Here is a 25,716-nt window from a genome sequence, read left to right on the forward strand (position 1 = left end):
GTCACTCCACCGGCGGGATCGCGAACGCCGGCGGGCGCTCCAGCGTCAGCACCTCCCGCTCGACCGGCTCGATCCGGCCCGAGGTCGCGCGGCCCCACTGGGTGAGCGTCACCGCCGACGTGGGTGCCGCCTCGTGCTCGGCGTACGACTGACGCCGCCGCACCGAGGAGAGCAGCTGGGTCGCCATCAGGCCGAGGTCGAGCAACGGCTGGTGCCGGTGCCCGCGTACGCCGAGGTCGACCTGGGCGATCGCGTCGATCCCACGCAGGGAGACGGTGTCGATCAGGGCCGCGATCTCGACCGCGTAGCCGACCGGCACCGCCAGGGTGGAGAAGAGCGAACGTCGGATCGCCCACTCCCCCGCCAGTGGCTGGATCACGCCGGAGAGCTCGGGCCAGCTCAGCGCCAGCACCGGGCGGGCGACCAGCTCGGTGACGCGACCGCCGTCGAGCGGTCCGGCCTCGCCGGGCCGCTCGTAGAACCCCTTGACCAGCTCGACCTCGGGGAAGGCCAGCAGCGGGCCGAGCAGACCCGGCACGAAGTGGGTGTCCCACTCGACCAGATCGGCGTCGATGAAGACGATCACGTCGCCGGTGGTGACGAAGAGCGACTTCCACATCGCCTCGCCCTTGCCCGGGTAGGAGCCCAGCTCGGGGCGGATCGATGCGGAGGCGAAGACCGAGGCACCTGCCGCAGCGGCGACGTCGGCGGTGGCATCGGTCGAGTCGGAGTCGATCACCACGATCTCGTCGACCAGCGCGACCGTCTCCATCAGCGCCGAGCGCAGCCGACTGACCACACCGCCGACAGTGGCAGCCTCGTTGCGCGCCGGCACCACCAGGGAGACCCGGGTCTCGCCCTTGAGGGCTACCAGCTCCTCCAGCGTCCACTCCAACCACCGGTGGGTCCGCACCCCCGAGCCGCCTGCCACTGCCTCACCCGCCATGACACTCAACCTATAGAGTCCTTGAAATGACCTGGCTTGTGACTGGCGGCGCTGGATACATCGGCTCTCATGTGGTGAAGGCCCTCGTCGAGGCGAGCGCGACCGACCCGACGCTCAGCCCGGTCGTGATCGACGACCTCAGCTCGGGCCTGGCCGAGTTCGTCCCCGACGGCGTGCCGTTCGTCGAGGGCAGCATCCTCAACCAGCCGCTGCTGGAGAACACGATGCTGCAGTACGGCGTCACCGGCGTGATCCACCTGGCCGGGTTCAAGTACGCCGGGGTCTCAGTCACCAAGCCGCTGCACACGTACACCCAGAACGTCCAGGGCACCTCGCTGCTGCTCAAGGCGATGCTGGCCACCGGCGTCGAGCAGCTGGTCTTCTCCAGCAGCGCCGCCACCTTCGGCACCCCCGATGTCGACCTGGTCACCGAGGAGACGCCGACGCAGCCCGAGTCGCCGTACGGCGAGTCCAAGCTGATCGGGGAATGGCTGATCCGCGACGTGGGCCGGGCCCACGATCTGCGTCACACCTCGCTGCGCTACTTCAACGTCGTGGGCTCCGGGGCCGACCACCTCTACGACTCCAGCCCGCACAACCTCTTCCCGCTGGTCTTCAAGGCGCTGGCCGAGGGCGCGACGCCGCGGATCAACGGCGACGACTACGACACCCCGGACGGCACCTGCGTGCGCGACTACGTCCACGTCGCCGACCTGGCGCACAGCCACGTCGTGGCGGCCCAGGCGCTGGCCGCGGGCAAGGAGCTGGAACGGGTCTACAACCTCGGCTCCGGCGACGGTGCCAGCGTCCGCCAGATCATGGACGCGGTCGCCGACGTGACCGGGATCGACTTCACCCCCGAGGTCGCCCCGCGTCGTGCGGGCGACCCGGCCCGGATCGTCGCCACCGGCGAGCTCGCCCGTCGCGACCTGGACTGGGAGATGCGGCACTCGCTGCGCGACATGGTCGCCTCGGCCTGGGCCTCGGCCCCGCGCTGAGCCCCGAGCGCTGAGCCCAGCGCCCACCACGTGGAGCCGACCCGATCGGCCACCGAACCCTAGGGGTCCTAGTGCGACAGTACTAGGACCCCTAGGTCGTCTATCCCATTTATCCGGGACCATCGCCAGGAAATGTCTAGTCATTCTCCGCGGCCTCGTCACCCTGTTTTGTCAAGATCGTTATAAGCCCTCGTGAGCGGGCGCGACGACTTCCTCGATAACGCTTCCGCGCACCGCAGGATATGGACATGATGGGCGCCGTACGCCCGTGTGGTAAGCGCAACGAGGCGCGGGAGATTTCTCGATTCCCCAGCACGGACGACGCGCGCTGTTTAGAGTAAAGAACCGCTTTCAGACCGCTCGTGGCGCGTAGGGAATGCGAACCCTTGCCCCCCCCTTTTTCCGGTCGTCCCTGGGAGAACTGTGACCACCCTGTCTGAGCGCGGGAGCCGACTGATCGTCGGCAGCCCGTCACGCGCGCTCCAGGCACTCCCTTACACGGCCTTCGTGATCGACACCGTCGCGATCGTGGTCGCCACCGTGGCCGCCGTCATCGGCCGCGCCCAGCTCGACTTCTTCCACGACTCCGCCGACGTCAGCTCGATGGCCAACGACGTCGCGCCCTACCTCGGCCTCGGCTGGATCGCGATGATCTTCCTGATGGGCGGCTACCGCTCGGCCGTCTTCGGCGAGGGGCCCGACGAGTACAAGCTGATCACCCGGGCGAGCTTCTACGCGATCGCGCTGGTCGGCGTCTCCTGCTTCCTGCTCAAGTTCCAGCTCTCCCGGGGCTTCTTCGTGCTGGTGGCGCTCATCGGGACCGTCCTCCTGCTGCTCGGCCGTTGGGGCCTGCGCCGGGCGCTGCACGCCGCTCGCAGTCGCGGGTCGCTGCTCCAGCGCGCCGTGATCGCCGGCGGCGAGGCCCAGATCGACGACATCGCCGCCGTGCTGCGGCGCGAGACGTGGCTCGGCTACCACCTGGTCGGCGCGCTCGCCCCCGGCGGCGTGGCCGGCACTGAGACCGCCTCAGGCATCCCGATCCTGGGCGACGCGAACAGCCACGTCGACCTGACCTCGCTCGAGGGCGTCGAGGTGCTCTTCTTCACCGGTGGCACCCAGCGCACCGCCGCCGACCTGCGCCGGGTGGTCTGGGACCTGGAGCGCCATGACATCCAGCTCGTGATGGCACCCGCGATGACTGGCTTCTCCGCCGAGCGCGTCCGCACCCGCCCGGTCGGCGGGCTGCCGCTGATCCACATGGAGTCGCCGCGCTACGAGTTCGCCGGACGCTGGCTGAAGCGGAGCTTCGACGTCGCCGGCTCCGCGCTGCTGATCCTGGCCTGCGCCCCGCTGCTGGCCCTGGCCGCGCTCCAGGTGAAGCTGCACGACCGCGGCCCGGTCTTCTTCCGCCAGACCCGGGTGGGCAAGGACGGCGCGGAGTTCGGCTGCTTCAAGTTCCGCACGATGGTGGTCGACGCCGAGGCGATGGTCGCCCAGCTCCAGGCCGAGCAGGGCGTGGACGCGCTGCTGTTCAAGATGAAGGACGACCCGCGGATCACCCGGCCCGGTCGCTGGCTGCGACGCTTCTCCGTCGACGAGCTGCCCCAGCTGTTCAACGTCCTCTTCGGCGACATGAGCCTGGTCGGGCCCCGGCCCCAGGTCCCCCGCGAGGTCGCGCTGTACGACGACGCGCTGCGCCGCCGGCTCCACGTCCGCCCCGGCATGACCGGGCTGTGGCAGGTCTCGGGCCGCAACGACCTCTCGGTCGAGGAGTCGGCGCGGCTGGACCTGTACTACATCGACAACTGGTCGATGACGCAGGACCTGACCATCCTGGGACGCACCCTGGGCGCCGTACTCGGTTCGCGCGGCGCCTACTAGGTACTAGGCGCCGCCGCCCTCCCCAACCGGCAGTCGGCCGACTCTCAGGCCAGGTACGCCCGCAACGCCTCGAGCTGGTCCCCCGGCACGAACCCGGCGGCCTCCAGCTTGTCCAGGCCCATCACGGAGTTCAGCGGGCGCGGGCTGATCGGCTTGCCCGACTCCAGCGCCCCGGCGAAGTACGCCTCCGTCGTCGTCCCGGCCACGTCCTCGCGCGTGCGACCCGACAGCGCGAAGACCTCCGCGGCGATCTGCTGCCACGACAGCGGGTCACCGGAGTTGGTCACGTTGTAGGTGCCGTACGCCGACCCGGAGCCGACCAGGTGCGCGATCGCCTCGGCCAGCGTGGCGGTGAAGGTCAGACGGCCGATCTGGTCGTCGACCACGGACGGCGAGACGCCCTTGGCCGCCAGCGAGGCCATCGTGCGGACGAAGTTGTTGCCCTCGCCGATCACCCAGGAGGTGCGCACGATGTAGTGCCGCGGGGCGCCAGCGACCGCGAGGTCACCGGCCGCCTTCGACTGGCCGTAGACGCCCAGCGGGGAGAACGCCTCGTCCTCGGTGTGCACCGTGGCGGTGCCGTCGAAGACGTAGTCGGAGGAGACGTGGACCAGGGTGAGCCGGTGCTCGGCGGCGACCCGGGCCAGCAGCGCTGGGGCGAGGGCGTTGGCGGCCCAGCAGGCCACCCGTCCCTCGGGCGTCTCGGCGAGGTCCACGGCGGTGTACGCGGCCGCGTTCAGCACGACGGCGTACTCGCTCCAGGGCCACGCCGCCACGGCGGCGGGCGAGGTGATGTCGAGCTCGTCGAGGTCCACCTGGTCGGCCTCGGGGAAGACCGCGGCCAGGGCGCGGCCGAGCTGGCCGCGGGCTCCGACGATGAGGGTCTTCTTGGGCTTCATCGCGACGACGTCGCCCAGTCGCGGGTTGCGCTGGTCCTTCTCGGAGATCTCCACCTCGGGCGAGTCCAGCGGGATCGGCCACGGAATCGCGGCCGTCTCGTCGCCCAGGTACAGCGCCGGGTAGGTCTTCCCGGCGACGAAGTGGTCGTTGACCAGGTAGGAGTAGACGGTGCCGTCCTCCAGCGCCTGATACGAGTTCCCGACACCGCGCGGCACGAAGACCGCCACGTCGGGGCCGATCTCGATCGAGAAGGTCGCGCCGAACGAGTCACCCTCACGCATGTCGACCCAGGCGGCGAAGACCCGCCCGGTCGCCACCGAGACGAACTTGTCCCACGGCTCGGTGTGGATGCCGCGGGTGGCGCCGCGGGCGGCGTTGAAGCTCATGTTGTTCTGCACCGGCCCGAAGTCGGGCAGGCCCAGCGCGGTCATCTTCTCGCGCTGCCAGTTCTCCTTGAACCAGCCGCGGGCATCGCCGTGCACCGGCAGGGTGACGACGAGGAGCCCGGGGATGTCGGTGCTCTGGACGCTCAGCTCGGTCATCGGCTCAGTGCCCCTGGGCCGCGTACTTGGCCTCGGTCTCGGCCTTGATCGGCTTCCACCAGTCCTCGTGCTCGCGGTACCAGGTGATCGTGTCGAGGATGCCCTTGTCGAAGTCCTGGTACGCCGGCGTCCAGCCGAGCTCGGTGCGCAGCTTGCCCGACTCGATCGCGTAGCGGCGGTCGTGGCCGGCGCGGTCGGTGACCCACTCGATGTCGTCCTCGTCGCGGCCGAAGGCGCGCAGGATGGCACGCACGACGTCGACGTTGGACTTCTCGCCGTCGGCCCCGATCAGGTAGGTCTCGCCGATCCGACCGCGCTCCAGGATCGCCAGGACGGCCGAGGAGTGGTCCTCGGTGTGGATCCAGTCACGGACGTTGAGTCCGTCGCCGTACAGCCGCGGCCGACGGCCGTCGATGATCTCGGTGATCTGGCGCGGGATGAACTTCTCGATGTGCTGCCATGGACCGTAGTTGTTGGAGCAGTTCGAGATCGTGGCGCGCACGCCGAAGGAGCGCACCCAGGCGCGGACGAGGTGGTCCGAGCCGGCCTTGGAGGCCGAGTACGGCGACGAGGGCTGGTACGGGGTGTCCTCGGTGAACCGCTTGGGGTCGTCGAGCTCCAGGTCGCCGTAGACCTCGTCGGTGGAGACGTGGTGGAACCGCACGTCGTGCTTGCGCACGGCCTCGAGCAGCACGAACGTGCCCATGATGTTGGTCTGGATGAACGGCGCCGGGTCGGACAGCGAGTTGTCGTTGTGCGACTCCGCGGCGTAGTGCACGACGGCGTCGTCGGGGCCGGTCAGCTCGGCCACCAGCGGGTCGACCACGGCGGCGTCGGCGATGTCGCCCACGACCAGCCGTACCCGGTCGGCGGGCAGCCCGGCGAGGGACGCCTCGGTGCTCGCGTAGGTGAGCTTGTCGAGCACGATCACCTGTGCGTCGGTGGTCCGCACGAGATGGTGGACGAAGTTGGAGCCGATGAACCCGGCGCCGCCGGTCACGAGAATCTTGCGCACGGTCGACCATCTTACGGGGGCCGTCCGCCACCCGGGCCTAAGATGGCCCGCTGTGAAGGGAATCATCCTCGCCGGTGGCACCGGCTCTCGACTGCACCCGATCACCCTCGCGGTGAGCAAGCAGCTGATGCCGGTCTACGACAAGCCGATGATCTACTACCCGCTGTCCACCCTGATGCTGGCCGGGATCCGCGACATCCTGATCATCACGACGCCCACCGACGCCGAGGCGTTCGAGCGGCTGCTCGGCGACGGCTCGCAGTTCGGGGTCCGGCTGACCTACGCCCAGCAGCCCTCCCCCGACGGCCTGGCGCAGGCGTTCACCATCGCCGCCGAGGTCGGCCACCTCACCGAGGGCAGCGACGAGCGCGTCGGTCTGGTGCTGGGCGACAACATCTTCTACGGCTCCGGGCTGGGCACCCAGCTGCGTCGGTTCGAGGACCTCGACGGCGCTGCCGTCTTCGGCTACCGGGTCTCGGACCCGACGGCGTACGGCGTGGTCGAGTTCGACGACGACTTCCGGGCCGTCTCCCTGGAGGAGAAGCCGGCCGTGCCGAAGTCGAACTACGCGGTGCCGGGGCTCTACTTCTACGACAACTCCGTGATCGAGCACGCCCGCAACCTGAAGCCCTCGGCGCGCGGCGAGCTGGAGATCACCGACCTCAACCGGATCTACCTGGAGGCCGGGACGCTCTCGGTCGAGGTGCTGCCGCGTGGCTCGGCCTGGCTCGACACCGGCACGGTCGAGGACCTCAACGAGGCGGCGAACTACCTGCGGGCGATCGAGCACCGCCAGGGCACCAAGGTCGGCGCGCCGGAGGAGATCGCCTGGCGGATGGGCTGGCTCACCGACGGCGAGCTCGAGGCCCTGGCCACGCCGCTGGTCAAGAGCGGCTACGGCACCTACCTGCTCGACCTGCTCAAGGACTGAGCGCTCGGGCGGGCTGCCTCAGCAGCAGTCGGCGTCGGCGCGACCGAAGTCGTCCTCGAGGCGGACGATGTCGTCCTCGCCGACGTAGGAGCCGCGCATCACCTCGACGATGATCAGCTCCTCGTCGTGGGCGTTGCCGATCCGATGCGGAATCCCGATCGGTACGTCGACACAGCCGCCGGTGCCGGCGACGACCGTCTCGCCGTCCACGACGCAGGTCGCGGTCCCGGCGGCGACCACCCAGTGCTCCCCGCGGAAGGCGTGGGTCTGGTACGACAGCCGCGAGTGCGGCTTCACCCGGATCTGCTTGACCTTGTAGCCCTCACCGATGGCAAGGACCTCCCAGCTGCCCCACGGGCGCTCGGCCGCGTCCCCGATCTCATCTCCCAGCACGGCGAAACCCTAAGGGATCAACGCCGCCGCAGGGACGCCATTGCCGGACGAACATCCGCCAAGTAGACGAACGCTGCGATGGTGAGCGCAAGATTGACGAGTCCGGGCACGACCGGGAAGACCTGGAGCAGGGCCGCGATGCCGGTCACGGCGACCCAGCCGCCCTTCGACCACTTGTCCGCAGCGCGGTAGTGCTCCTCGGACCACAGCAGCGAGTTGATGAAGGCGAACAGCTTCACCGCCAGCAGCACGAAGTAGACGACCAGCGCGACGTAGTGCGGCAGCCCCAGGAGATCCATAGCGGCGATCCTACGGTCAGATCGTGGCGCGGATCTCGCCTACCGGCACACCGCCGCCGGTGAGGACGTGGCGGCCGAGCTCGTCGACCGTCTCGTCGTCCACGCCGAGGGAGCGCAGCAGCGCCGACATCACGATCGGGCGGGCCCGGTCGGCGCCGTCGTCGATCTTGAGGGCGGCGGTCCGGCCGTCGGGCAGCGCCACCACGTAGACCGCTTCGGCGCCGAACTTCCCGATCGCTCCAGGCAGGGCGGTGAGCAACCGGAGCTCGTCGCGCCGGGTGCCCGAGACCAGCTCGGGATGGCGCCGGATGGCCTCACCGATTCGGGCGGCGTCGCCCTCGGTGGCCAGCGCGATCGTGCGGTAGGCCCGGGCCAGGGCGACCAGCGAGACCGAGAACAGCGGGGCGCCGCAGCCGTCGATGGTGACCTGGGCCTGCTCGCCGGTGAACGCCTCGAAGCCCCGCAGGAGGCCGAGCTGGAGCGGGTGGTCGGTCTCGAAGTAGCCCGACAGCTGCCAGTCCCGGGCGACGCAGGTCGCCAGCATCGCGGCGTGCTTGCCCGAGCAGTTCTGCGCGATCCGGCTGGGCTCGCGGCCCTCGCGCACCCACGCGTCACGCTCGGCCGGGTCGTAGGGCCAGTCGGTGATGTTGCCGAGCGCCTGCTCGGAGAGCCCGGCGCTGCCGAGGAGCTCGCGGACCCCGGCGAGGTGGATCTCCTCCCCCGAGTGCGAGGCGCACGCCAGGGCGAGCAGGTGCGGCGGCAGGTCGAGGCCGAGCCCGAGCATCGCCAGCGCCTGGAGCGGCTTGTTCGCCGAGCGCGGCAGGAACGGTGCCGTCGGGTCTCCGACGGAGCGCTCGACCTCGCCCGCAGCGTTCAACGTCACCGCCGAGCCGTAGTGGTGACCCTCGACGAACCCCGACCTGATGATCTCTGCGACAACCTCACTCACCGCTCCACCCTAAGATCTGGGGCGTGAATCAGATCCATCCGGACCAGGCCACCATCGATGACCTCACCCTGGCGGCCGCCGGACTGATCCCTGGACCGGTGCCCGGCACCGAGGGGGTCGAGCTGGTCGACGAGGAGGGCGCACCGCTGGTGCTCGACGTCCTCCCGGCCGCTCCCGCCCGGGTGGCGCTGGTCGGGCACCTGCGTGACCGCAAGGCGACGCTGGCCGCGCTGGCCGCGCTTGCCGACGGGACCACGGCGCTGCCGATCCGGGCCGACGACCCGCGTCTGGCGGCCGTGCTCGCTCAGCTGGGCTCGCCCGAGGTGGTGACCGCGTCGCCGAAGCCGAGCGGCGGCCTGGTGGTCTTCTTCACCGGCCTGTCCGGCTCGGGCAAGTCGACGATCGCCCGGTCCCTGATGGCCTCCTACGACGCCGAGGGGGCGCTCTACACCTCCCTGGACGGCGATGTCGTACGCCGCAACCTCTCCGCCGGGCTGACCTTCAGCCGCGAGGACCGGGAGACCAACATCCGCCGGATCGGCTGGGTCGCCGCCGAGATCGCCCGCAACGGCGGCACCGCGATCTGCTCCCCGATCGCACCGTTCGACGAGACCCGCCGCGACGTCCGCCGGATGGCCGAGGAGGCCGGTGCCCGCTTCGTGCTGGTCCACGTCGCCACCCCGCTGGCCGAGTGCGAGCGCCGCGACCGCAAGGGCCTGTACGCCAAGGCCCGCGCCGGGCAGATCCCCGAGTTCACCGGGATCTCCTCGCCCTACGAGGAGCCGACCGACGCCGACCTGGTGATCAACACGGTCGACGTCCCCGTCGACGACGCCGTCGCGCAGGTGCGGGCCCTGATCGCTGCCACGCCAGTGGTCGGTACGTCGGCCACGGAGGGCTCCGGGGCGGTGTCCGGCTCCACCGGGCCGCTGAAGGTGCTCTTCGTCTGCACCGCCAACATCTGCCGCAGCCCGTTCATGGAGCTGACCGCCCGAGCGATGGCGACCCGGGCCGCCGGGGCCTCTGAGGCCGCCCCGATCGTGTTCGACTCCGCCGGCACGCTCGGCTTCGAGGCCCACGAGATGGACCCCACGATGGCCGCCACCCTCGACGGCATCAGCGCCGGCGACTTCCGCAGCAAGCCGCTCACCCGCGCGCTGCTGGAGGAGGCCGACCTGGTGCTGACCGCCGAGGCCGGCCACCGCACCCGGATCCTCGACGACCACCCCACCCTGTTCCGCAAGGTGCTGAGCCTGGGTCAGGCTGCCGATGGCGTGGAGCGGCTCGAGCCGGGGCTGGGCCGTGACGACGTACTCGCACAGCTGGCGCGGCATCGGGGCGCGGCGGGCAGCGAGAACGACATCGCGGACCCGTATCGGCGCGGTCCGGAGGCGGCACGGGCGTGCGCCGCGGAGATCACCCGCCGGCTCGGCGTGGTGATCCCGGCGCTGCTGCGCTGAGCAACCTCCGCGCACCTCGACGCGCGCTCGCTGAGGCTGGGCGCAGCCCTAGCTGGGCCGGGGCGAGTGCCGCTCCAGGTGCGGGCAGGCAGTCCCGTACTTCCGTCGACAGTCGGCCTTGCGGCGCCACTTCCGATACCAACGCATGCGTCAGAGTCTGGGCGTCGAAAGTGACGCGTGGGTGTCGACTTGTATTCGACGCCTTTGCTGTTACTCGATTGTGGATTTGAGGGTCCTGGGACGCTGCTCCGCCACCAGCGTTCGGTCTAGCCCACCCCGGGGCTCTGGACCAGCCAACGTCCTGCCGCAGAGCAGTCCGATGACAGCAGCAGTGCAGCACCACAGTCCGAGCCCCACGAGGGCTACCGCGATGATCACCATGACGGCACCTTCGGCCCGACGTCGCGACAGGTGAGCCGATCACCGCAGATCACGCCACCGGTCTATGCCACCCGATGTCGGTAGGGTGACGCCCGTGCCTGACTCAGTGCCCGACTTCGCCTCCGACCACGACCTCGCCGCCTGGCTCGCCACGCAGGCCGGCGAGAGGCTGCTCTCCGTGCGTGCCGACTCCGGCCTGGAGGGCAAGGAGCTCAAGGACGCCGGCGACCAGGCCGCCCAGGTCGTCCTGGCCGACCTGCTGGCCGCGTTCGCACCCGAGGACGCCGTGCTCTCCGAGGAGGCCGCCGACTCCCCCGCCCGGCTCAGTGCCGAGCGGGTCTGGATCATCGACCCGGTCGACGGCACCCGCGAGTTCTCCGAGCCGCCGCGCGAGGACTGGGCGGTGCACGTCGCACTGTGGCAGTCCGGCGAGCTGGTCGCGGGCGCGGTGGCCCAGCCCGCCCTGGGCGAGGTCTTCACCACCGGCCCCGGCGCCCCGGTCGTCCCGGCCCGCACCGAGGGCCCGATCCGGATCGCCGTCTCCCGCTCGCGGCCGCCGGCCTTCGTCGCGCCGCTGGTCGAGGCACTCGGCGCCGAGGTGGTCCCGATGGGCTCGGCCGGGATCAAGGCCCTCTCCGTGGTCCGCGACGTCACCGACGTCTACGTGCACGCCGGCGGCCAGTACGAGTGGGACTCGGCCGCCCCGGTGGCCGTGGCTCGCGCCGCGGGGCTGCACACCAGCCGGGTGGACGGGTCGGAGCTGATCTACAACCAGTCCTCGCCGTACCTCCCCGACTTGCTGGTCTGCCGCCCGGAGTTCGCCGAGCGGGTCTTGGGCATCCTCGCCGGGCTCGACCTGCCCTGACGGCCCGGCGTCCTAGACTCCCAGCGTGAAGATCGCGATCGCCGGAACCGGCTACGTAGGCCTGAGCAACGCCGTCATCCTCGCCCAGCACCACGAGGTCTGGGCCCTGGACCTCTCCGCGGAGAAGGTGGCGACGATCAACGACCGGCGCTCGCCGATCGAGGACGCCGAGCTCGACGAGTACCTCGCCACCCGAGACCTCACCCTGACCGCGACCCTGGACAAGGAGGCGGCCTACACCGGCGCGTCGTTCGTCGTGATCGCGACGCCGACGGACTACGACGAGCGCACCAACTACTTCAACACCGCCTCGGTGGAGTCGGTGATCGCCGACGTCCTCACGATCGCCCCCGACGCGACGATGATCATCAAGTCCACCGTCCCGGTCGGCTTCACCGAGCGGATGCGCACCGAGCACCCGGACGCCTCGATCATCTTCAGCCCGGAGTTCCTGCGCGAGGGCCGGGCGCTCTACGACAACCTGCACCCGAGCCGGATCGTGGTCGGCTCGCTCAGCCCCGAGGGCAAGCAGTTCGCCGACCTGCTACTCGAGGGCGCGATCGACGACGACGTCCCGGTGCTGTTCACGAACCCCACCGAGGCCGAGGCGATCAAGCTGTTCGCCAACACCTACCTCGCACTCCGGGTCGCCTACTTCAACGAGCTCGACACGTACGCCGCCCTGCACGGGCTCGACAGTGCGCAGATCATCGAGGGCGTCGGCCTCGACCCCCGGATCGGGTCGCACTACAACAACCCGTCGTTCGGGTACGGCGGCTACTGCCTGCCCAAGGACACCAAGCAGCTCCAGGCGAACTACCGCAACGTGCCGCAGAACCTGATCAGCGCGATCGTGGAGGCGAACACCACCCGCAAGGACTTCATCGCCGAGGACATCCTGCGCCGCAAGCCCGCCGTGGTCGGGGTCTACCGGCTGATCATGAAGGCCGGCTCGGACAACTTCCGGATGAGCTCCATCCAGGGCGTGATGAAGCGGATCAAGGCCAAGGGCGTCGAGGTCGTGATCTACGAACCGGCGATGACCGAGGACACCTTCTTCCACTCCGAGGTGATCCGCGACCTCGACGAGTTCAAGGCCCGCGCCGACGTGATCATCGCCAACCGCCGCACCGACGTGCTCGACGACGTGGCCGAGAAGGTCTACACCCGGGACATCTACGGCCGCGACTGACCGACTTCCGGGTTCACCACGCGCGAGATCCGGGTTCACCACCGCCGACTTCCGGGTTCACCACGCGCGAGATCCGGGTTCCGCACCGTCGAGATCCCACGTCGCAACGTCCCCTGCTCGCTCTCTAAAAATGTTAGAGTAGTTCGATGTACGGCGCCGAGGTCGACCAACTGATCGCCAGCCACCCTGCCGATTTGATCAGCGCCTTGGCGGCACTCCCCGAGGGCCAATGGTTCGAGCGAAAGTCGGGACGGATCAAGCCTCGCGACCTCGCCAAGGTCGAGGTCGCGATGGCCAATGCCGAAGGCGGCTGCATCGTCATCGGAGTCCATGACGGAAGATTCGACCCTGCCACCGCACCTCAGATCAACGACCTGCGCCAAGCCGCCATCGAGTTCACACGACCGCCCGTCCGCGCCCGCCTCGAGCAGATCGACCTCGACCAGGAAGACGCTCACGGCAGCCTGCTCATCGTCCGAGTCGACCCCGGCGACCACGTTCACGAGTTGGATAATGGAGATGCGTTCCTGCGCGTCGGGGACGAATCGAAGCGCCTGGGGTTCACACTGCGCCAGGAACTCGAGTTCGATCGGGGCGCTGCGCCGTTTGACGGCACACCCGTGTCGGCGATTCTCGCCGATGTCGACACCGCCCCAGCGAGGGCGTACCAGGAGCAGCTCGGCTCGTCCTCCGTCCCCGACATGCTCGCCGCCCGCGGACTGACTGGACTCAACGGGGAGTTGACTGTAGCCGCGTATCTGCTTTTCGCGGATCATCCGCAGCGAAAGTACCCCCACGCCCTGGTCCGCGTGCTGCGATATCACGACATCGAACGAGGGTCCGGTCGCGGCCAGAACCTCGATGACGCCTCGGACATCCGGTGCGAAGGCTCTATCCCCCAACAGATCGAGCAAGCACGCGAGGTAATCGCCCGCCTCGTCCCCACGCGCCGCGCCCTCGGCGATCAAGGACGCTTCGCTGGTCACCCGATCATCCCCGAGGATGCCTGGCTGGAGGGCCTGGTCAACGCCGTCATCCACCGGTCCTACAGCGCCGCCGGTGATCACATCCGGGTTGAGATCTTTCCCAATCGGATCGAAATCTCGAGCCCGGGCCGGTTCCCAGGCTTGGGAAACCCAGATAGTCCACTCGAAATCCGGCGCTATGCCCGCAACCCCCGGATCGCCCGTGTCTGCGCGGATCTCGGCTTCGCTCAAGAGCTGGGCGAGGGAATCCGTCGCATCTTCGACGAGATGCAAAGCCGAGGGCTGGTCGACCCGATCTACACCCAGACCCAGACATCGGTGCGCCTCGTTCTCTCGGCTACCGATGCCATCCCCCAGGCCCTCCGCGACGAGCTGGCACCGGGGGCGTTACGTTTGCTGGACACCATTCGCCCCGTCGGCCGCCCCCTCGGAACAGGACAGATCGAGGAGTTGTCCGGGCTGACGCGGCCTACCGTGATCCGCCACCTCAATGCCTTACGAGAGGCCGGTCTCGTTCGATGGGAGGGCCAATCCTCCCGTGACCCGAGGGCAGTCTGGGAGGTCCTCTAACTACTCTCAATTACTCTAACACTAAAATTTTTAGAGTAGTTGAGAGTAGTTCAGTCCCACCCGAGCGGTGCCGACCCGACCTGCACCAGCCGAGCCAATGCCTCGATCTGATCGGGCCCGAGCCGGTCTCGATGGAAGCCTGCCGAGGCGAGCAGCGTCGAGGCCTTGTGCGCCTGCCCGACCGAGACCTCGGCGACCGCTGCGAGCGCCCGCAGTGAGCCGTCGCGCACCGACGGATCGGCGATCAACGCCTCGATCACCCGCGCATTGGCAGGGGTCAGCAAGCTGACCGACCGGACCGGCGGCCCCACCTGGGCGGGGGCGGCAGGACGAGGTCTGCCCGAGACCTCGAGGAGCACCATGCCGAAGCGGATCGCCATGTTCCCGACCGAGTCCGCCCAGGCAACGCCCGCCTCGGAGAGCCGGCGCCCCATCGTCGTACTGATCCAGGGCGCCACCACCATGCCGCCACGGTCCGCGCGCGCTGCCAGGACCCGCTCCATCCGCACCCGTTCCATGACGTGTACGGCGAACCGCTGGCGGGATCCTCCCCAGCGCAGGGCGATGGTGGCGTCGGCGTCGGCGGCCGAGAGCGGGGAGTTCTCCAGGCGGACCGAGCACTCCGGCCCGGCGCTCTCGATGTGTCGGCGGACGGCCTCCATCAGGTCGTTCACATCAACCATGTGTTCATAATATCTGAACAAATCAGACCCGTGAACAAAGTGGCCCCACACGTCGTCTGGCACAGGTCAGGCCGCTAGGGTCGGGCTCATGTCCGCGACCCACTCCGACTATCGGCTGAGCCAGCTCGACCAGCTCGAGGCCGAGTCGATCCACATCTTCCGCGAGGTGGCCGCCGAGTTCGAGCGGCCCGTCCTCATGTTCAGCGGCGGCAAGGACAGCATCGTGATGATGCGTCTGGCCGAGAAGGCGTTCTACCCCGCGAAGATCCCGTTCCCCGTCCTCCAGGTCGACACCGGCTACGACTTCGACGAGGTCCTCGCGACCCGTGACGCCTGGGTCGACCGCCTCGGCGCGAAGCTCATCGTCGCCAGCGTCGAGGAGGCGATCAAGAACGGCATCGTCGTCGACGACGGCAAGACGCCGCGCAACCGCCTCCAGATCGGCACGCTGCTCAACGCCCTGGAGGAGGGCCAGTTCACGGCCGCCTTCGGTGGCGGTCGCCGCGACGAGGAGAAGGCCCGCGCCAAGGAGCGGGTCTACTCCCACCGCGACGAGTTCGGCCAGTGGGACCCGAAGAACCAGCGCCCCGAGCTCTGGTCGCTCTACAACGGGCGGCTGCACGAGGGCGAGCACATGCGGATCTTCCCGATCAGCAACTGGACCGAGCTCGACATCTGGGACTACATCGGTCGCGAGGGCATCGAGATCCCGAGCATCTACTACTCCCACCAGCGCCGGGTGTTCGAGCGCGACGGGATGCTGCTCTCGGAGACGCCGTACAACCCCTGCCGCCCCGGCGAGGTCGTCGAGGAGCGCACCGTCCGCTTCCGCACCGTCGGCGACATCACCCTCACCGGCTGCGTCGAGAGCACCGCCGGCACCATCGACGAGATCATCGACGAGGTCGCCACCGCCCGGGTGACCGAGCGCGGCGCGACCCGCGGTGACGACAAGTTCAGCGAGGCGGCTATGGAAGACCGCAAGAAGGAGGGCTACTTCTGATGGCCACCACCATCGCGTCAGGCGGCATGGACCTGCTTCGCTTCGCCACCGCCGGCTCCGTCGACGACGGCAAGTCGACCCTGATCGGGCGCCTGCTGCTCGACTCCAAGGCGATCTTCGACGACCAGCTCGAGGCGGTCGAGCGCACCAGCGAGGCCAAGGGCCACGACTACACCGACCTGTCACTGCTGACCGACGGCCTGCGCTCCGAGCGCGAGCAGGGCATCACCATCGACGTCGCCTACCGCTACTTCGCGACACCGAAGCGCAAGTTCATCATCGCCGACACCCCCGGGCACGTGCAGTACACCCGGAACATGGTCACCGGTGCCTCCACCGCCGACCTCGGCCTCGTCCTGGTCGACGCCCGCCACGGGCTGACCGAGCAGTCCCGCCGGCACGCCGTGCTGCTCTCCCTGCTGCGGGTCCCCCACCTGGTGCTGTGCATCAACAAGATGGACCTGGTCGACTACGACCAGGAGGTCTACGACCGGATCCAGGCCGAGTTCACCGCCTTCACCACGAAGCTCAACGTCCCCGACCTCGAGGTCATTCCGATCTCGGCACTCCAGGGCGACAACGTGGTCGAGCGGTCGAAGAACATGGACTGGTACTCCGGTCCGACGCTGATGCACCACCTGGAGAACGTCCACGTCGCCTCCGACCGTGACCTGGTCGACGTACGGTTCCCGGTGCAGTACGTCGTGCGGCCCCACTCCGACGAGTTCCACGACTACCGCGGCTACGCCGGACAGGTGGCCGGCGGCGTGCTCAAGGCCGGCGACGAGGTGATCGTGCTGCCCAGCGGCATGACGTCGACGATCGAGGGCATCGACCTGTTCGACTCCGAGGTCGCCCAGGCGTTCCCGCCGATGAGCGTCACGATCCGCCTGACCGACGACGTGGACGTGAGCCGAGGCGACATGATCGCCCGGATCAAGAACGCCCCGGAGCCGACCCAGGATATCGACGCGATGGTCTGCTGGATGACCAACGCCCCGCTCAAGCCGCGCCAGAAGCTGGCGATCAAGCACACCACCCGCAGCGCCCGCGCGCTGATCAAGGACGTGCAGTACCGGCTCGACGTCAACACCCTGCACCGCGACCAGGACACCCACGAGCTCGGGCTCAACGAGATCGGCCGCGTCCAGCTGCGCACCACCGCGCCACTGCTGGCCGACCCCTACTCGAAGAACCGCACCACCGGCTCCTTCATCCTGATCGACGAGGCGACCGGCGTCACCGTCGGCGCCGGCATGATCAACGGCTGATCACCCTCCGGCGGCGCGCTGCCGCAGCGAGACCGACGAGAACGGCCCTTTTCCGCGAGGTGAAGGGCCGTTCTCGTCGTTCTCGAGACGGCTCAGATCGCCTCGACGATGACGTGGTCGATCTGGGCCGTGAGACGACGCAGGTCGTCAGGGTCACCGGTCAGCACCACCGAGGGACCCTCCGTCACGGCCACCGCTGCGACGGTCGCGGCGACGTGGTGCTCCGACCCCATCCCGGCCGCGGCCGCGAGGTGTCCGATCCGGCGCGCGAGGATGCGGTCGGTGTCGACGATGCGGATTCGGTCGGCTCTGCTCAGGTAGGAGTCGATCACCTGCTCTTGGTGACGGCCGCGATAGAGCTCGGCGAGCACTGCCGCAGGGACCATGACATCGACGCCCGAGTCGCACGCGGCGACGAGGTAGGCCTGAACATGGGCCGCCTTTCCGCGAGCGACCGACGACAGTGCCTCGGCGTCAAGGACGAGCGAGACCACGGAAGACTTCCTTCGCCCGCTCGACCTCCGCAGGGTCCGGCGGCCCGAACTTCTCCTCCAGCTCGTCGAGCCACTCACGCAGGGCCCGGCGCCGGTTCCGTCGCTCGACCTCTGCTCGCAGCACGTCATTCACGGCCGCCGACAGCGCTCGCGCGTCTCCCCCGAACGCCTCGACGACCTCGGGATCAAGCGTCAGTGTCTTGCGCACCTTCGACTCAGCCACACGGGAATCATACTCCAGTACTACTGCATCGCTCATGGCGCGGAGCGTGCCACATTTCCGTCGTACGTGCGCTGAGTTATCCACAGGCGCCCATCAGGCCCGCCGCGGCACCTCCCCGGTGCGCAGCTGGCATCCCATGCTGCACCTGACGCCGACCACCTCCCACCCGACCGGTCCGTCGTGGCCGGCGCGCTCGAGGGGGCGATCGTGGATGGTGAGGGTGCCGCCGCACCCCCGTGGACACGCAGCCGTGCGAACCTCGGTCGTCATTCCTGGAGCCTAGGTCGGTGTCCACGGACTCGCTAGAGCCACGCAGTAGTCCAGAAACCTGGGAGACTAGATCATTGTGGACAGCCTTTCAGTGCTCCTGATCAGCTTCGGCGTCGGCATCGTCGTGGGCTTGACCGGCATGGGCGGCGGCGCGTTGATGACGCCGGCACTGATCTTCGTCGGCGTGAACCCCGCCGCCGCGGTCGCCAACGACCTGGTCGCAGCGTCGATCAACAAGTCGGTCGGCGCTGCAGTGCACTGGAAGCAGGGCTCGCCGAACCTGCGGCTGGCCGGCTGGCTGATCGCCGGATCGGTGCCGTTCGCGTTCGTCGGCGGGTTCATCGTGAAGGCGTTCGACCCGGCACGCACCGACGACATCCTGATGACCGCGATCGGCGTAGCGCTGCTCTTCGCGGCGGCGTCGTACACCTTGCGGATCCTGCTCCAGCAACGCCTGCTGGCCTCCGGCAACGTGACCTCGAACGAGATCACCCTCCGGCCGGGGTGGACGTTCCTGGTCGGCGCGGTCGGCGGCCTCCTGGTCGGGATCACCAGCGTCGGCTCGGGCTCGCTCATCATGGTCGCGCTGCTGATGCTGTACCCGACCCTCAGCGCGGTGAAGCTGGTCGGCACCGACCTGGTGCAGGCGGTGCCGCTGGTGCTGGCCGCGGCAGTCGGTCACGTGCTCAACATGGGAGTGGACTGGTCCGTCCTGATCCCGCTGATCATCGGCGGTACTCCCGGCACCTACCTGGGCGCGCGGATCTCCTCGTGGATCAACCAGAGTGTGATCCGACGCGGCATCGTGATCGTGCTGACCCTGACCGGCCTCAAGATGCTCGGGGTCTCCCCCACCTGGATCGGCATCCTCGGCGCCGGCATGCTGCTGCTCGGCCCGCTGGCCTGGGGCGCGGTCCGGCACGTCGTCGGGCTGCCCGCGTTCGACGACAACCGCTCCGCCTGGCGCTCGGCCGACCAGTCGACGACGGCCGAGCAGCCGGACCGCGGCCGATCGCCCCTCACCTGAGAATCGCTCCGGCCTGCCTCGCCGCAAGGCGAGGCATCCACACGCCCACACAGCCACGCCACCTGCCGCAATGCTGCCCGCGTACGACGCTGTCGTGGCACAGTTCGGGCATGTCCACGAACCGGTTCCTCGGCGGCGCCCCTTCCCGACTGCTCCGTATCAGCTACGCCGTGTTCGGGGTGGCGACGCTCGCGTTCGTCGTGGAGATGGTGCCGGGAGACCCGATGCTGGCGGTCTCCCAGACGTGGGCGACCCGGGCCGACCTGGTCGGATCAGCAGTCGTCGGCGCCGTCGCTCTGGTGCAGGCCGTCGCGCCGCTGCGGTTCTTCTGGCCGGGGTGGATCCTCGCGGCGCACGTCGTCTTCAACATCTCGTTCGGCTCCCTCACGACGTTGTCCGTGCTCCCCCACCTGAGAGTCAACGGCCTCAGCCTGCTCAACCATCACGTCCTGCTCTACTGGGGCGCCCCGCTTCTCGCCACTCTCGGCCTCTTCGTCGCCTTCCTGGCCTGGGAGGTCCCGGTGAAGCAGCGCAGCAAGCCCACGCCGCCGACCGAGACCGCCAACGCCATGCCGGATCTGGGCGGCCCGATGGCCAACACCTGGACGACGTCGACCTGAGCCTCAGAGCTCCAGAGCACCGGAGCCCACCAGCACACACCAACGGCGGCCCCGAATTCACGTAGGGCCGCCGTCAGTGAATTGAAGTCGCGCCATCTCATGCGTCGCTATGCGTCGCTAGCACTCACTGATGCCGACGCTAACCCCACGGTGGCGCTTGTGACTAGTGACACAGGCGACGGGACCAGAGACTTGTCACCTCCGTGACAAAAGTCCCTGATGCCCGCCCGAGAGTCGCGCGGGGATCGTCAGCGCCCACGCCAGTGAGCGAGCTCCTCGTCCGCGCCGGCGTTCCACCGGGGCACGCTGGACTGGAGCACCATCCACAGCTGCATCAGGGTGCCGGGGTCCTGCATGTCGGCCCCGAACAGCTCGCTGATCCGTCGCCACCGGTAGCGCACCGTCTGCGGATGGATGCCGAGCCGCCGGGCAAGCTCGGGCGCCGACTCGCGGGTGACCAGCCAGGTGAGCAGGGTCTGGGTGAGGGCCGTCTGCGAGGCACGTCCTTCGGTGCTCAGCGGAGCAAGGCGTAGCCGAACGAGCTCGCGGCGCAGTACCGGCTCTCCTTGCAGCCACAGCTGGGTGGTCTCGACGTCGGCGTCGAGCACCGGCCGCTGGGGGATGACGCCGAGATCGGCGAGGTCGAAGAGCCGGGTGGCCCAGTGCCGGGCGTGACCGACGTCGAGGAGGGGTACGTCGAGCGAGCGCGCGATCTGGAGGGCGGGGTCGAGCCCGCGCAGCTCGGCGGCGAGGTCGTCAGCCTTGTCGGGTGCCACCAGGAAGATGGCGTGCTCGGCGGTGAGGTCGCAGGCGAAGGAGGAGAGCCCGCTGGCGGGCCAGGCGATGGACCCGCCGGGGCGAGCGAGCAGGACGACGGCGCGGTCGGGCAGGCTCCAGCCGTGGTGCTCGGCCTGTCGGGCGATCGCCTCCTCGTCCTCGGCGAACAGCGACCGGATCAGGGTCCGTTGCGAGCGGTCCGGCAGCGGCGAGGCGTAGTTGAGGTCGGCGCCGGTCTGGATCTCCTCGCGGAGGTAGCCGATGAACGCGGCGAGGTCATGGGCGATCAGCACCAGGCTGCCCCGCGGCAGGAGTCCGCGGTCGGCGGACTCGATCAGGTACTGGAGTGCGGCGACGTGGGCGAGGGTGATCGCCTCCTCGAGGTCGACCAGGCTCTTGCCCTCGTCGACCTCGCCCCAGGCCATCCGGCGGTAGAGGTCGCTGACCCCGGCGTTGCTCGGGTGCCCCTCGGCCTCGATGGTGTGCAGGAAGTGGCTCATCGCCGACTTCACCGCGAGGTGGATCAACCGGTGCCGAGCGCCCCCGTCAGGGCCGGCGTACGCCGAGATCCGCGCTTTGATCGAGTGGGTGGTGCGGTCGGCGAAGGCCGATAGCCCGTCGTGCAGGCGCTGCCGCTTCTCGGCCGTCAACTGCACCATCGCTTCCCCAGTCGTCACAGAGGGGTAGTCCAAGCGCAGTCTGGTACCCAAGCAAGCGTTTCGGTGGGGTACGTGTCACATCGGTTGAGTGTTGTCATGCGGATAACAAATTGCACTCACGGGCTCCACTGACAGCCAGTCACTCCACGTTCGATGTCGTCGTTCGGCAACAGGTCTAGCTTGTCGTCGTTCGACGACATTGAAGTTGTGTCGTCGTACGAATGGCGAGGTCCGCCACTGCGCCGGCATCCTGACCCGCTTGGGTTGAGCTCCGCCGGACCGAGCCTCAGGGCTCGAGCGGATCCTCGGGCGTCCGCCCCTGGAAGAACGCCTCCCAGAAGGCAGCCTCTCGCAGGTCCCGCTCGGCCTCGCTCAGGCCGGGGACGTCGTCGATCCAGGGAATGTCGAAGTTCTCGTACGCCAGCAGCGGCCGGCAGTCAGCGATCGCGAAGTACTCCGGTGGGGTACGGGCGAAGCGGTCGACGCGCAGCACATCATGGAGACCGTCGGCTTGGTTCGGGAAGAAGCACTTCCCCCGACCACGCTGCTCCGGGGGCACATGGGCGTACTCCCAGGTCTCATCACTCGGGACGGAATACATGCCAGGCCCCCTTCCAGGACTGAACCACAACGGCGTCTCCCCCATGCCTTCCACCTTGATCACAGGTTAGGGAGCGGGCAACCCCGGGAACCAGAGCGGCCAGCCAAGTTCCGCAGAACTTGTCACGCGCCTGATAACCAAGGCACCTGATGCGCGTCGCCGAGCGCTCGCCAGGCTCAGCGCGGTTCCAGCAGGTCGAGGATCTCCGTGGCTTGGTAGAGGTTCGACCGCTTCAGCTTGCCGCCGGCCGGGCGCACGATCTCGGCCTGGAGGAGGGCGTCCAACGTGGTGTGGGCCGCCATCTTCGTCACCCCCAGCTGCTCCTGGAGATAGGCCGCCGTCACGACCGGCTGCTCGACCAGCACCGCGAAGGCAGCCCGATGCACCGATGAGTCACTGCGCCGCCCCGACAGGGCGTCCCGCCAACGGGACTCGATCCGTTCGACGTCGTCGGCGAACTGCTCGGTGAGCACGATGCTCCGCTCGACGTACTCGACGAATCGGAGGGCGAAGCGTGACACTGCGGCGCGGCGAACGTCAGGATCGTCGCCGTCGTGGCGGTACGCCGTCAGTGCCTGCACATAGCCGGGCACGTCGTCCTTCAGCGCGACCGAGAGCGGCAGCACGCCGCCGGTGACGACATGCGCGCGGCTGAGGGCAGCATGGAACAAGGCCCGTCCGACGCGTCCGTTCCCGTCGGGAAACGGGTGCACCGTCTCGAACTGCGCGTGCACCAAGGCACCCAGGGCCAGCGGGTTGTCCCCGCTGGTGTTGGCGTAGCGAAGCAGGTCGTCCATCGAGGCGAGCACTGACGCCGCGGGCGGAGCGGCGTACTGCGCCGACAGCGGCGAGCGGCCCCCGATCCACACCTGCCCGGTGCGATACCCACGGTCGAGCCGAGGCACGAGCGCATGGTGCACGTCCCACAGATCGTCGTGCGACCAGGCTCGACCCAGCGTGCCGCCGACAGCAGTCCGCATGATCTCGACGTTGCGGGCGACCTCGCGAGCCGGTGGCGACACCTGATCGTCGCCAAGCCTCGCCGCCATGATGTTGCGCGGCGTCTCCCGCTCTCCCTCGATCCATGACGACGAGATCGCCTCCGACCGGACCAAGGTGGCATACAGGAGCGGCAACGGCCGCGCCCGTAGCCTCTCCCCCAACGCCCGAAGCGCCGCGTGTACGTCGTAGACGTACTCCAACGCCTCCAGCGTCAGGACCTCGCCAGCGCGGGCCATCGGATCCGGGTGGTAACGCTGATACGAGCCACCACGGCGCTCGGCACTGGTGACCCCGGTGAAGCTCGGGGCGACCGTCACACGTTCCCAGTGCGCCACGCGGACACCTCCGGACGAAAGTATAGGCTATCTTCCCACCCTATACTTAGGATGCAGTTCGGGCCGCGTGGACGGCTGGCGCGTCGGTCGCGGGCAGGCGGCGCGGTCGACCTCAGATGCCCTGACCTGACCAAGCCCACCCGCCTTGACGAACTCGGACTTGAGGTTGTCGGACAGCCCATTGACGAGCGCTCCACCGGGCTGAATTGCCGAATCGACGACAGACGCCTGATTCTGTCATTGCGGGGCCGAGCGCGTGCTTCGTGACCCGTTACCCGTCGACACGACCAGAACCTGCGGCCGCGCCGCCGAGCCTCGTACGACGTTGACCCACGGCGTTCTGCATCGGGCACTCGAATGCACCGCGGCAAGGTCGCGGGGAGAGTGCTGCGGCGTCCTGACCTCAGGCCGAGCCCGCCAAGCACCCGGGCCACGGCCCCCTTCGATATCGGTTCGGACAGCCAGGCCAAGACCAACCGGGGGAACCCAGTGACTTCGACATCGGAATGCGTGGGGCCGAGATGCTCCACAACGACGTTGCGGCGGGCCGCCTTGCGGGCGATCTAGCCGGCGGCGCCCGAGGCCGTCTTCACGTTCCCTATACCACCAGTAAGACCTAGCCACCTAGTGGCTCACTCGCCTACCTCGCAGACCGCTGACCTACAGCGATGTCGCGGTTGGCCCGAGAACCAGGCCCACCCTCTGAAAGACAGGCGACACCGCCGCGGACGCCGGCCTAGCGACCACGCCAGTCCGACCCCGGAATCTCGACATTCTCTCCCCCACGCGGCGGAACAAAATCCTGGCGCCAAGCCCTCAACTCGAAGCCGGCGAAGGACCCAACCGCGCCTCAGGCTGAGTCCTACACCCAATCCGACCGATACCACACCAAGCATCTGAAGACCGATCCGCGACCTCGGCCTCGAGTTGACCTCCCAGGCCGCTGGCTCGCTTCGACGCGCCAACCAACCCGGTCGTCATAGCTTCCAAAAGCCAGCGTTTCCAGGCCCCAAACTAGCCCGGAAACCTACTCCCTACGCGCGGCCTCGGTAATCGTCATCCTCCCCCCACCCCCCGCCGGCTCGACCCCTCTACCGGTCCCCCAGAGAACGGGGCCGCTAACCATAGATGAGATTCACCCTCAGGACCGACACAACGGCACCGAGCGAAGTCGAGTTGCAGACGGACAACCCCAAAAAGAGGCGTCCCATCGAAGCTCATTCCAACAAACTCACCGCTACCACTAAGGAGTATCCTCATATGCCCTACAGCCACCTGGTCAGCCGTTCAGGGAAAAACCAGGGCACGGACTCCTCAACCACGTCCATCTCCTAAGCTCAACGGGAAACGTGAACCGGTCGACCGAATAGCCAGCGGACCGCGATAACGACACCCGAAATCGTAGGAAAGAAGCAAGACCACGGCACCTTAGGAAGCGAACATACGGCAAAAACCGCCGTCACCAAATAGCCCAGGACACCCGCAATGGCGAAACCAAGAGCACCCATTCTCGGGCCAGAGAAGAAAATGCAAACTAGACTCACTACAAGACCGGACACCTGCGCGGACGTCATTCGCCAGGGGAGGCCTAAAGCAGTCAGCGCACCACACGCCACGTACGCGATCATCAAGAAAACTGCGCCCCCCAGACCCACCATCGCCGGAAATATTGCACCAGAGAATCCGGGGCCAAACAGCACTGGCACAACTAGTGGGCAAAGTAGTGCACCTACAAGCCCAACGAGAAATCCGATCGCCGTAGTCGCCCGAAAGAGGAGCGTCAGACGGAGCGATTGATCCCTCCCTGAAGACGAGAGTAGTCCCGCAAACGATCGCGAAAGAAGCGCTTGAGCAAATCCTAGGGGAACGAGCGCGATGGTGGCTGAAACCGAATAAAGACCAGCCTGGGTGGCACCTGCAAGCGAAACCGACAACGCCTGATCTAGGCGATACGATGCAGCCTCGGAGAGCTGACCTCCCACATATCGGGAGGAATCCGACAGAATGTCACCCAAAGGCAGGCCAGAACCACGAAATGAAACGCGAACAAGGACGGTCGATGTACACACACACAGAAAAGCAGTAAAGGTGTACAGATAAATATACGTCTCAAGCGAAAGCCAGTCGACACAGACAAGGAAAAGAAGAAAAACAAAATTCGACAAGGGCTGAACCAGATTCAACGTAGCAAACGCAAGGTGACGACCATTGGCCAACAGGACATTCGCATCGGTGACCCAACAAATACAGCATGAGACCGATACTGCGCCCGACAATAGGGCAACGAAAACCCCATGGGACAGTCCGCTAAACAAGAAACGATAAGACACCATGATAGCGGAAGCGGAAATCGCAACGAGAGGCACGCAGATACGCCTGACAGACCGAATGTACCGTGCCATCCGAACAGGATCAGCAACATGCCGGCGGACCCCAATAGGTG

24 protein-coding genes are annotated in these 25,716 nt (G+C 68.1%); 11 read left to right on the forward strand and 13 right to left on the reverse strand.

Translation table 11 applies throughout. The features are described 5' to 3' along the window. Position 1: 1 nt before the first annotated feature. A complete protein-coding gene (locus Q1V88_RS10970; protein WP_300681229.1) occupies positions 2-946 on the reverse strand; it encodes a glucosyl-3-phosphoglycerate synthase in 945 nt (314 codons plus the stop codon). Positions 947-972: 26 nt separating this feature from the next. Here Q1V88_RS10970 and galE point away from each other — a divergent pair, with 26 nt between their 5' ends. Both galE and Q1V88_RS10980 read left to right on the forward strand, forming a co-directional pair. After that, entirely contained in the window at positions 973-1,944 is a 972-nt protein-coding gene (gene galE, locus Q1V88_RS10975; RefSeq protein WP_300681230.1) for a UDP-glucose 4-epimerase GalE, read from the forward strand. 423 nt (positions 1,945-2,367) lie between these two features. Further along, a complete protein-coding gene (locus tag Q1V88_RS10980) occupies positions 2,368-3,825 on the forward strand; it encodes a sugar transferase (protein ID WP_300681231.1) in 1,458 nt (485 codons plus the stop codon). Positions 3,826-3,869: 44 nt separating this feature from the next. Here Q1V88_RS10980 and Q1V88_RS10985 read toward each other — a convergent pair whose 3' ends face one another. Together Q1V88_RS10985 and rfbB are read right to left on the reverse strand one after the other, a co-directional pair. Continuing rightward, positions 3,870-5,267: a bifunctional dTDP-4-dehydrorhamnose 3,5-epimerase family protein/NAD(P)-dependent oxidoreductase gene (locus tag Q1V88_RS10985; protein WP_300681232.1), complete on the reverse strand. Its 1,398-nt coding sequence runs from the start codon at positions 5,265-5,267 to the stop codon at positions 3,870-3,872. Between the two features lie 4 nt (positions 5,268-5,271). Beyond that, the gene (rfbB, locus tag Q1V88_RS10990; protein ID WP_300681233.1) at positions 5,272-6,282 is read right to left on the reverse strand and encodes a dTDP-glucose 4,6-dehydratase; all 1,011 of its coding nucleotides are present in this window, start codon (positions 6,280-6,282) and stop codon (positions 5,272-5,274) included. A gap of 52 nt (positions 6,283-6,334) precedes the next feature. Between rfbB and rfbA the strand changes: the two genes are divergently transcribed. Continuing rightward, on the forward strand, positions 6,335-7,213 hold the full coding sequence (gene rfbA, locus Q1V88_RS10995) for a glucose-1-phosphate thymidylyltransferase RfbA (protein WP_300681234.1): 879 nt from the start codon (positions 6,335-6,337) through the stop codon (positions 7,211-7,213). Positions 7,214-7,231: 18 nt separating this feature from the next. On the opposite strand, the gene Q1V88_RS11000 is transcribed toward rfbA, so the two are convergent. Genes Q1V88_RS11000 through Q1V88_RS11010 form a run of 3 tightly spaced genes read right to left on the reverse strand, consistent with a single transcriptional unit; the run spans position 7,232 to position 8,854 of the window. After that, the gene (locus tag Q1V88_RS11000) at positions 7,232-7,606 is read right to left on the reverse strand and encodes a phosphomannose isomerase type II C-terminal cupin domain (protein ID WP_300681235.1); all 375 of its coding nucleotides are present in this window, start codon (positions 7,604-7,606) and stop codon (positions 7,232-7,234) included. A 17-nt stretch (positions 7,607-7,623) separates the two neighbouring features. Continuing rightward, positions 7,624-7,905 carry a DUF2516 family protein gene (locus Q1V88_RS11005; protein WP_300681236.1) on the reverse strand — a complete coding sequence of 94 codons (282 nt, stop codon included), beginning with the start codon at positions 7,903-7,905 and terminating at the stop codon, positions 7,624-7,626. Positions 7,906-7,921: 16 nt separating this feature from the next. Next, on the reverse strand, positions 7,922-8,854 hold the full coding sequence (locus Q1V88_RS11010) for an asparaginase (protein WP_300681237.1): 933 nt from the start codon (positions 8,852-8,854) through the stop codon (positions 7,922-7,924). Positions 8,855-8,877: 23 nt separating this feature from the next. Between Q1V88_RS11010 and cysC the strand changes: the two genes are divergently transcribed. From cysC to Q1V88_RS11030, 4 genes are all read left to right on the forward strand, one after another. Next, a complete protein-coding gene (gene cysC / locus Q1V88_RS11015) occupies positions 8,878-10,314 on the forward strand; it encodes an adenylyl-sulfate kinase (protein ID WP_300681238.1) in 1,437 nt (478 codons plus the stop codon). 475 nt (positions 10,315-10,789) lie between these two features. After that, positions 10,790-11,560: a 3'(2'),5'-bisphosphate nucleotidase CysQ gene (locus Q1V88_RS11020; protein ID WP_300681239.1), complete on the forward strand. Its 771-nt coding sequence runs from the start codon at positions 10,790-10,792 to the stop codon at positions 11,558-11,560. Between the two features lie 25 nt (positions 11,561-11,585). Then, positions 11,586-12,752, forward strand: coding sequence for a nucleotide sugar dehydrogenase (locus Q1V88_RS11025; RefSeq protein WP_300681240.1), 1,167 nt, complete (start codon positions 11,586-11,588; stop codon positions 12,750-12,752). 146 nt (positions 12,753-12,898) lie between these two features. After that, positions 12,899-14,308 (forward strand): ATP-binding protein, encoded by a 1,410-nt coding sequence (locus Q1V88_RS11030; RefSeq protein WP_300681241.1) that lies wholly within the window; start codon positions 12,899-12,901, stop codon positions 14,306-14,308. A 50-nt stretch (positions 14,309-14,358) separates the two neighbouring features. Here Q1V88_RS11030 and Q1V88_RS11035 read toward each other — a convergent pair whose 3' ends face one another. After that, complete coding sequence (locus Q1V88_RS11035; RefSeq protein ID WP_300681242.1) at positions 14,359-14,991, reverse strand: hypothetical protein; 633 nt, start codon at positions 14,989-14,991, stop codon at positions 14,359-14,361. Between the two features lie 88 nt (positions 14,992-15,079). On the opposite strand from Q1V88_RS11035, the gene cysD reads away from it, so the two are divergent. Together cysD and Q1V88_RS11045 are read left to right on the forward strand one after the other, a co-directional pair. Next, a complete protein-coding gene (gene cysD, locus Q1V88_RS11040) occupies positions 15,080-15,994 on the forward strand; it encodes a sulfate adenylyltransferase subunit CysD (RefSeq protein WP_300681243.1) in 915 nt (304 codons plus the stop codon). Further along, positions 15,994-17,265, forward strand: coding sequence for a GTP-binding protein (locus tag Q1V88_RS11045; protein WP_300681244.1), 1,272 nt, complete (start codon positions 15,994-15,996; stop codon positions 17,263-17,265). The genes cysD and Q1V88_RS11045 overlap by 1 nt, the downstream gene beginning before the upstream one ends. Before the next feature lie 92 nt (positions 17,266-17,357). Here the strand turns inward: Q1V88_RS11045 and Q1V88_RS11050 are convergent, their stop codons facing one another. Next, positions 17,358-17,759, reverse strand: a complete 402-nt coding sequence (locus Q1V88_RS11050; RefSeq protein WP_300681245.1) for a PIN domain-containing protein — start codon at positions 17,757-17,759, stop codon at positions 17,358-17,360. After that, a complete protein-coding gene (locus Q1V88_RS11055) occupies positions 17,740-18,018 on the reverse strand; it encodes a hypothetical protein (RefSeq protein WP_300681246.1) in 279 nt (92 codons plus the stop codon). Before Q1V88_RS11055 ends, Q1V88_RS11050 begins: the two co-directional genes overlap by 20 nt. 310 nt (positions 18,019-18,328) lie before the next feature. Here Q1V88_RS11055 and Q1V88_RS11060 point away from each other — a divergent pair, with 310 nt between their 5' ends. Then, the gene (locus Q1V88_RS11060; RefSeq protein WP_300681247.1) at positions 18,329-19,279 is read left to right on the forward strand and encodes a sulfite exporter TauE/SafE family protein; all 951 of its coding nucleotides are present in this window, start codon (positions 18,329-18,331) and stop codon (positions 19,277-19,279) included. 110 nt (positions 19,280-19,389) lie between these two features. After that, positions 19,390-19,899 carry a hypothetical protein gene (locus Q1V88_RS11065; protein ID WP_300681248.1) on the forward strand — a complete coding sequence of 170 codons (510 nt, stop codon included), beginning with the start codon at positions 19,390-19,392 and terminating at the stop codon, positions 19,897-19,899. Positions 19,900-20,147: 248 nt separating this feature from the next. Here the strand turns inward: Q1V88_RS11065 and Q1V88_RS11070 are convergent, their stop codons facing one another. The 4 genes from Q1V88_RS11070 to Q1V88_RS11085 form a co-directional block, all read right to left on the reverse strand. Continuing rightward, the gene (locus tag Q1V88_RS11070) at positions 20,148-21,353 is read right to left on the reverse strand and encodes a helix-turn-helix domain-containing protein (protein ID WP_300681249.1); all 1,206 of its coding nucleotides are present in this window, start codon (positions 21,351-21,353) and stop codon (positions 20,148-20,150) included. A gap of 268 nt (positions 21,354-21,621) precedes the next feature. Next, positions 21,622-21,936, reverse strand: a complete 315-nt coding sequence (locus tag Q1V88_RS11075; protein ID WP_300681250.1) for a hypothetical protein — start codon at positions 21,934-21,936, stop codon at positions 21,622-21,624. Positions 21,937-22,112: 176 nt separating this feature from the next. Beyond that, on the reverse strand, positions 22,113-23,273 hold the full coding sequence (locus Q1V88_RS11080; protein WP_300681251.1) for a Fic family protein: 1,161 nt from the start codon (positions 23,271-23,273) through the stop codon (positions 22,113-22,115). Between the two features lie 1,337 nt (positions 23,274-24,610). Further along, complete coding sequence (locus Q1V88_RS11085; RefSeq protein WP_300681252.1) at positions 24,611-25,639, reverse strand: hypothetical protein; 1,029 nt, start codon at positions 25,637-25,639, stop codon at positions 24,611-24,613. Positions 25,640-25,716: the final 77 nt, after the last annotated feature.

The organism is Nocardioides sp. (assembly GCF_030150155.1).
In the GTDB taxonomy this organism is placed as follows: Bacteria; Actinomycetota; Actinomycetes; order Propionibacteriales; family Nocardioidaceae; genus Nocardioides.

Bases quoted from the DNA above. Each gene is read 5' to 3' on its own strand.
- Q1V88_RS11035 (WP_300681242.1), bottom strand. From the start codon at position 14,991: ATGGTTGATGTGAACGACCTGATGGAGGCCGTCCGCCGACACATCGAG.
- Q1V88_RS11065 (WP_300681248.1), top strand. From the start codon at position 19,390: ATGTCCACGAACCGGTTCCTCGGCGGCGCCCCTTCCCGACTGCTCCGT.
- Q1V88_RS11075 (WP_300681250.1), bottom strand. From the start codon at position 21,936: ATGTATTCCGTCCCGAGTGATGAGACCTGGGAGTACGCCCATGTGCCC.
- Q1V88_RS11005 (WP_300681236.1), bottom strand. From the start codon at position 7,905: ATGGATCTCCTGGGGCTGCCGCACTACGTCGCGCTGGTCGTCTACTTC.
- Q1V88_RS10970 (WP_300681229.1), bottom strand. From the start codon at position 946: ATGGCGGGTGAGGCAGTGGCAGGCGGCTCGGGGGTGCGGACCCACCGG.
- Q1V88_RS10985 (WP_300681232.1), bottom strand. From the start codon at position 5,267: ATGACCGAGCTGAGCGTCCAGAGCACCGACATCCCCGGGCTCCTCGTC.
- Q1V88_RS11045 (WP_300681244.1), top strand. From the start codon at position 15,994: ATGGCCACCACCATCGCGTCAGGCGGCATGGACCTGCTTCGCTTCGCC.
- cysD (WP_300681243.1), top strand. From the start codon at position 15,080: ATGTCCGCGACCCACTCCGACTATCGGCTGAGCCAGCTCGACCAGCTC.
- galE (WP_300681230.1), top strand. From the start codon at position 973: ATGACCTGGCTTGTGACTGGCGGCGCTGGATACATCGGCTCTCATGTG.
- Q1V88_RS11055 (WP_300681246.1), bottom strand. From the start codon at position 18,018: ATGAGCGATGCAGTAGTACTGGAGTATGATTCCCGTGTGGCTGAGTCG.
- Q1V88_RS11030 (WP_300681241.1), top strand. From the start codon at position 12,899: ATGTACGGCGCCGAGGTCGACCAACTGATCGCCAGCCACCCTGCCGAT.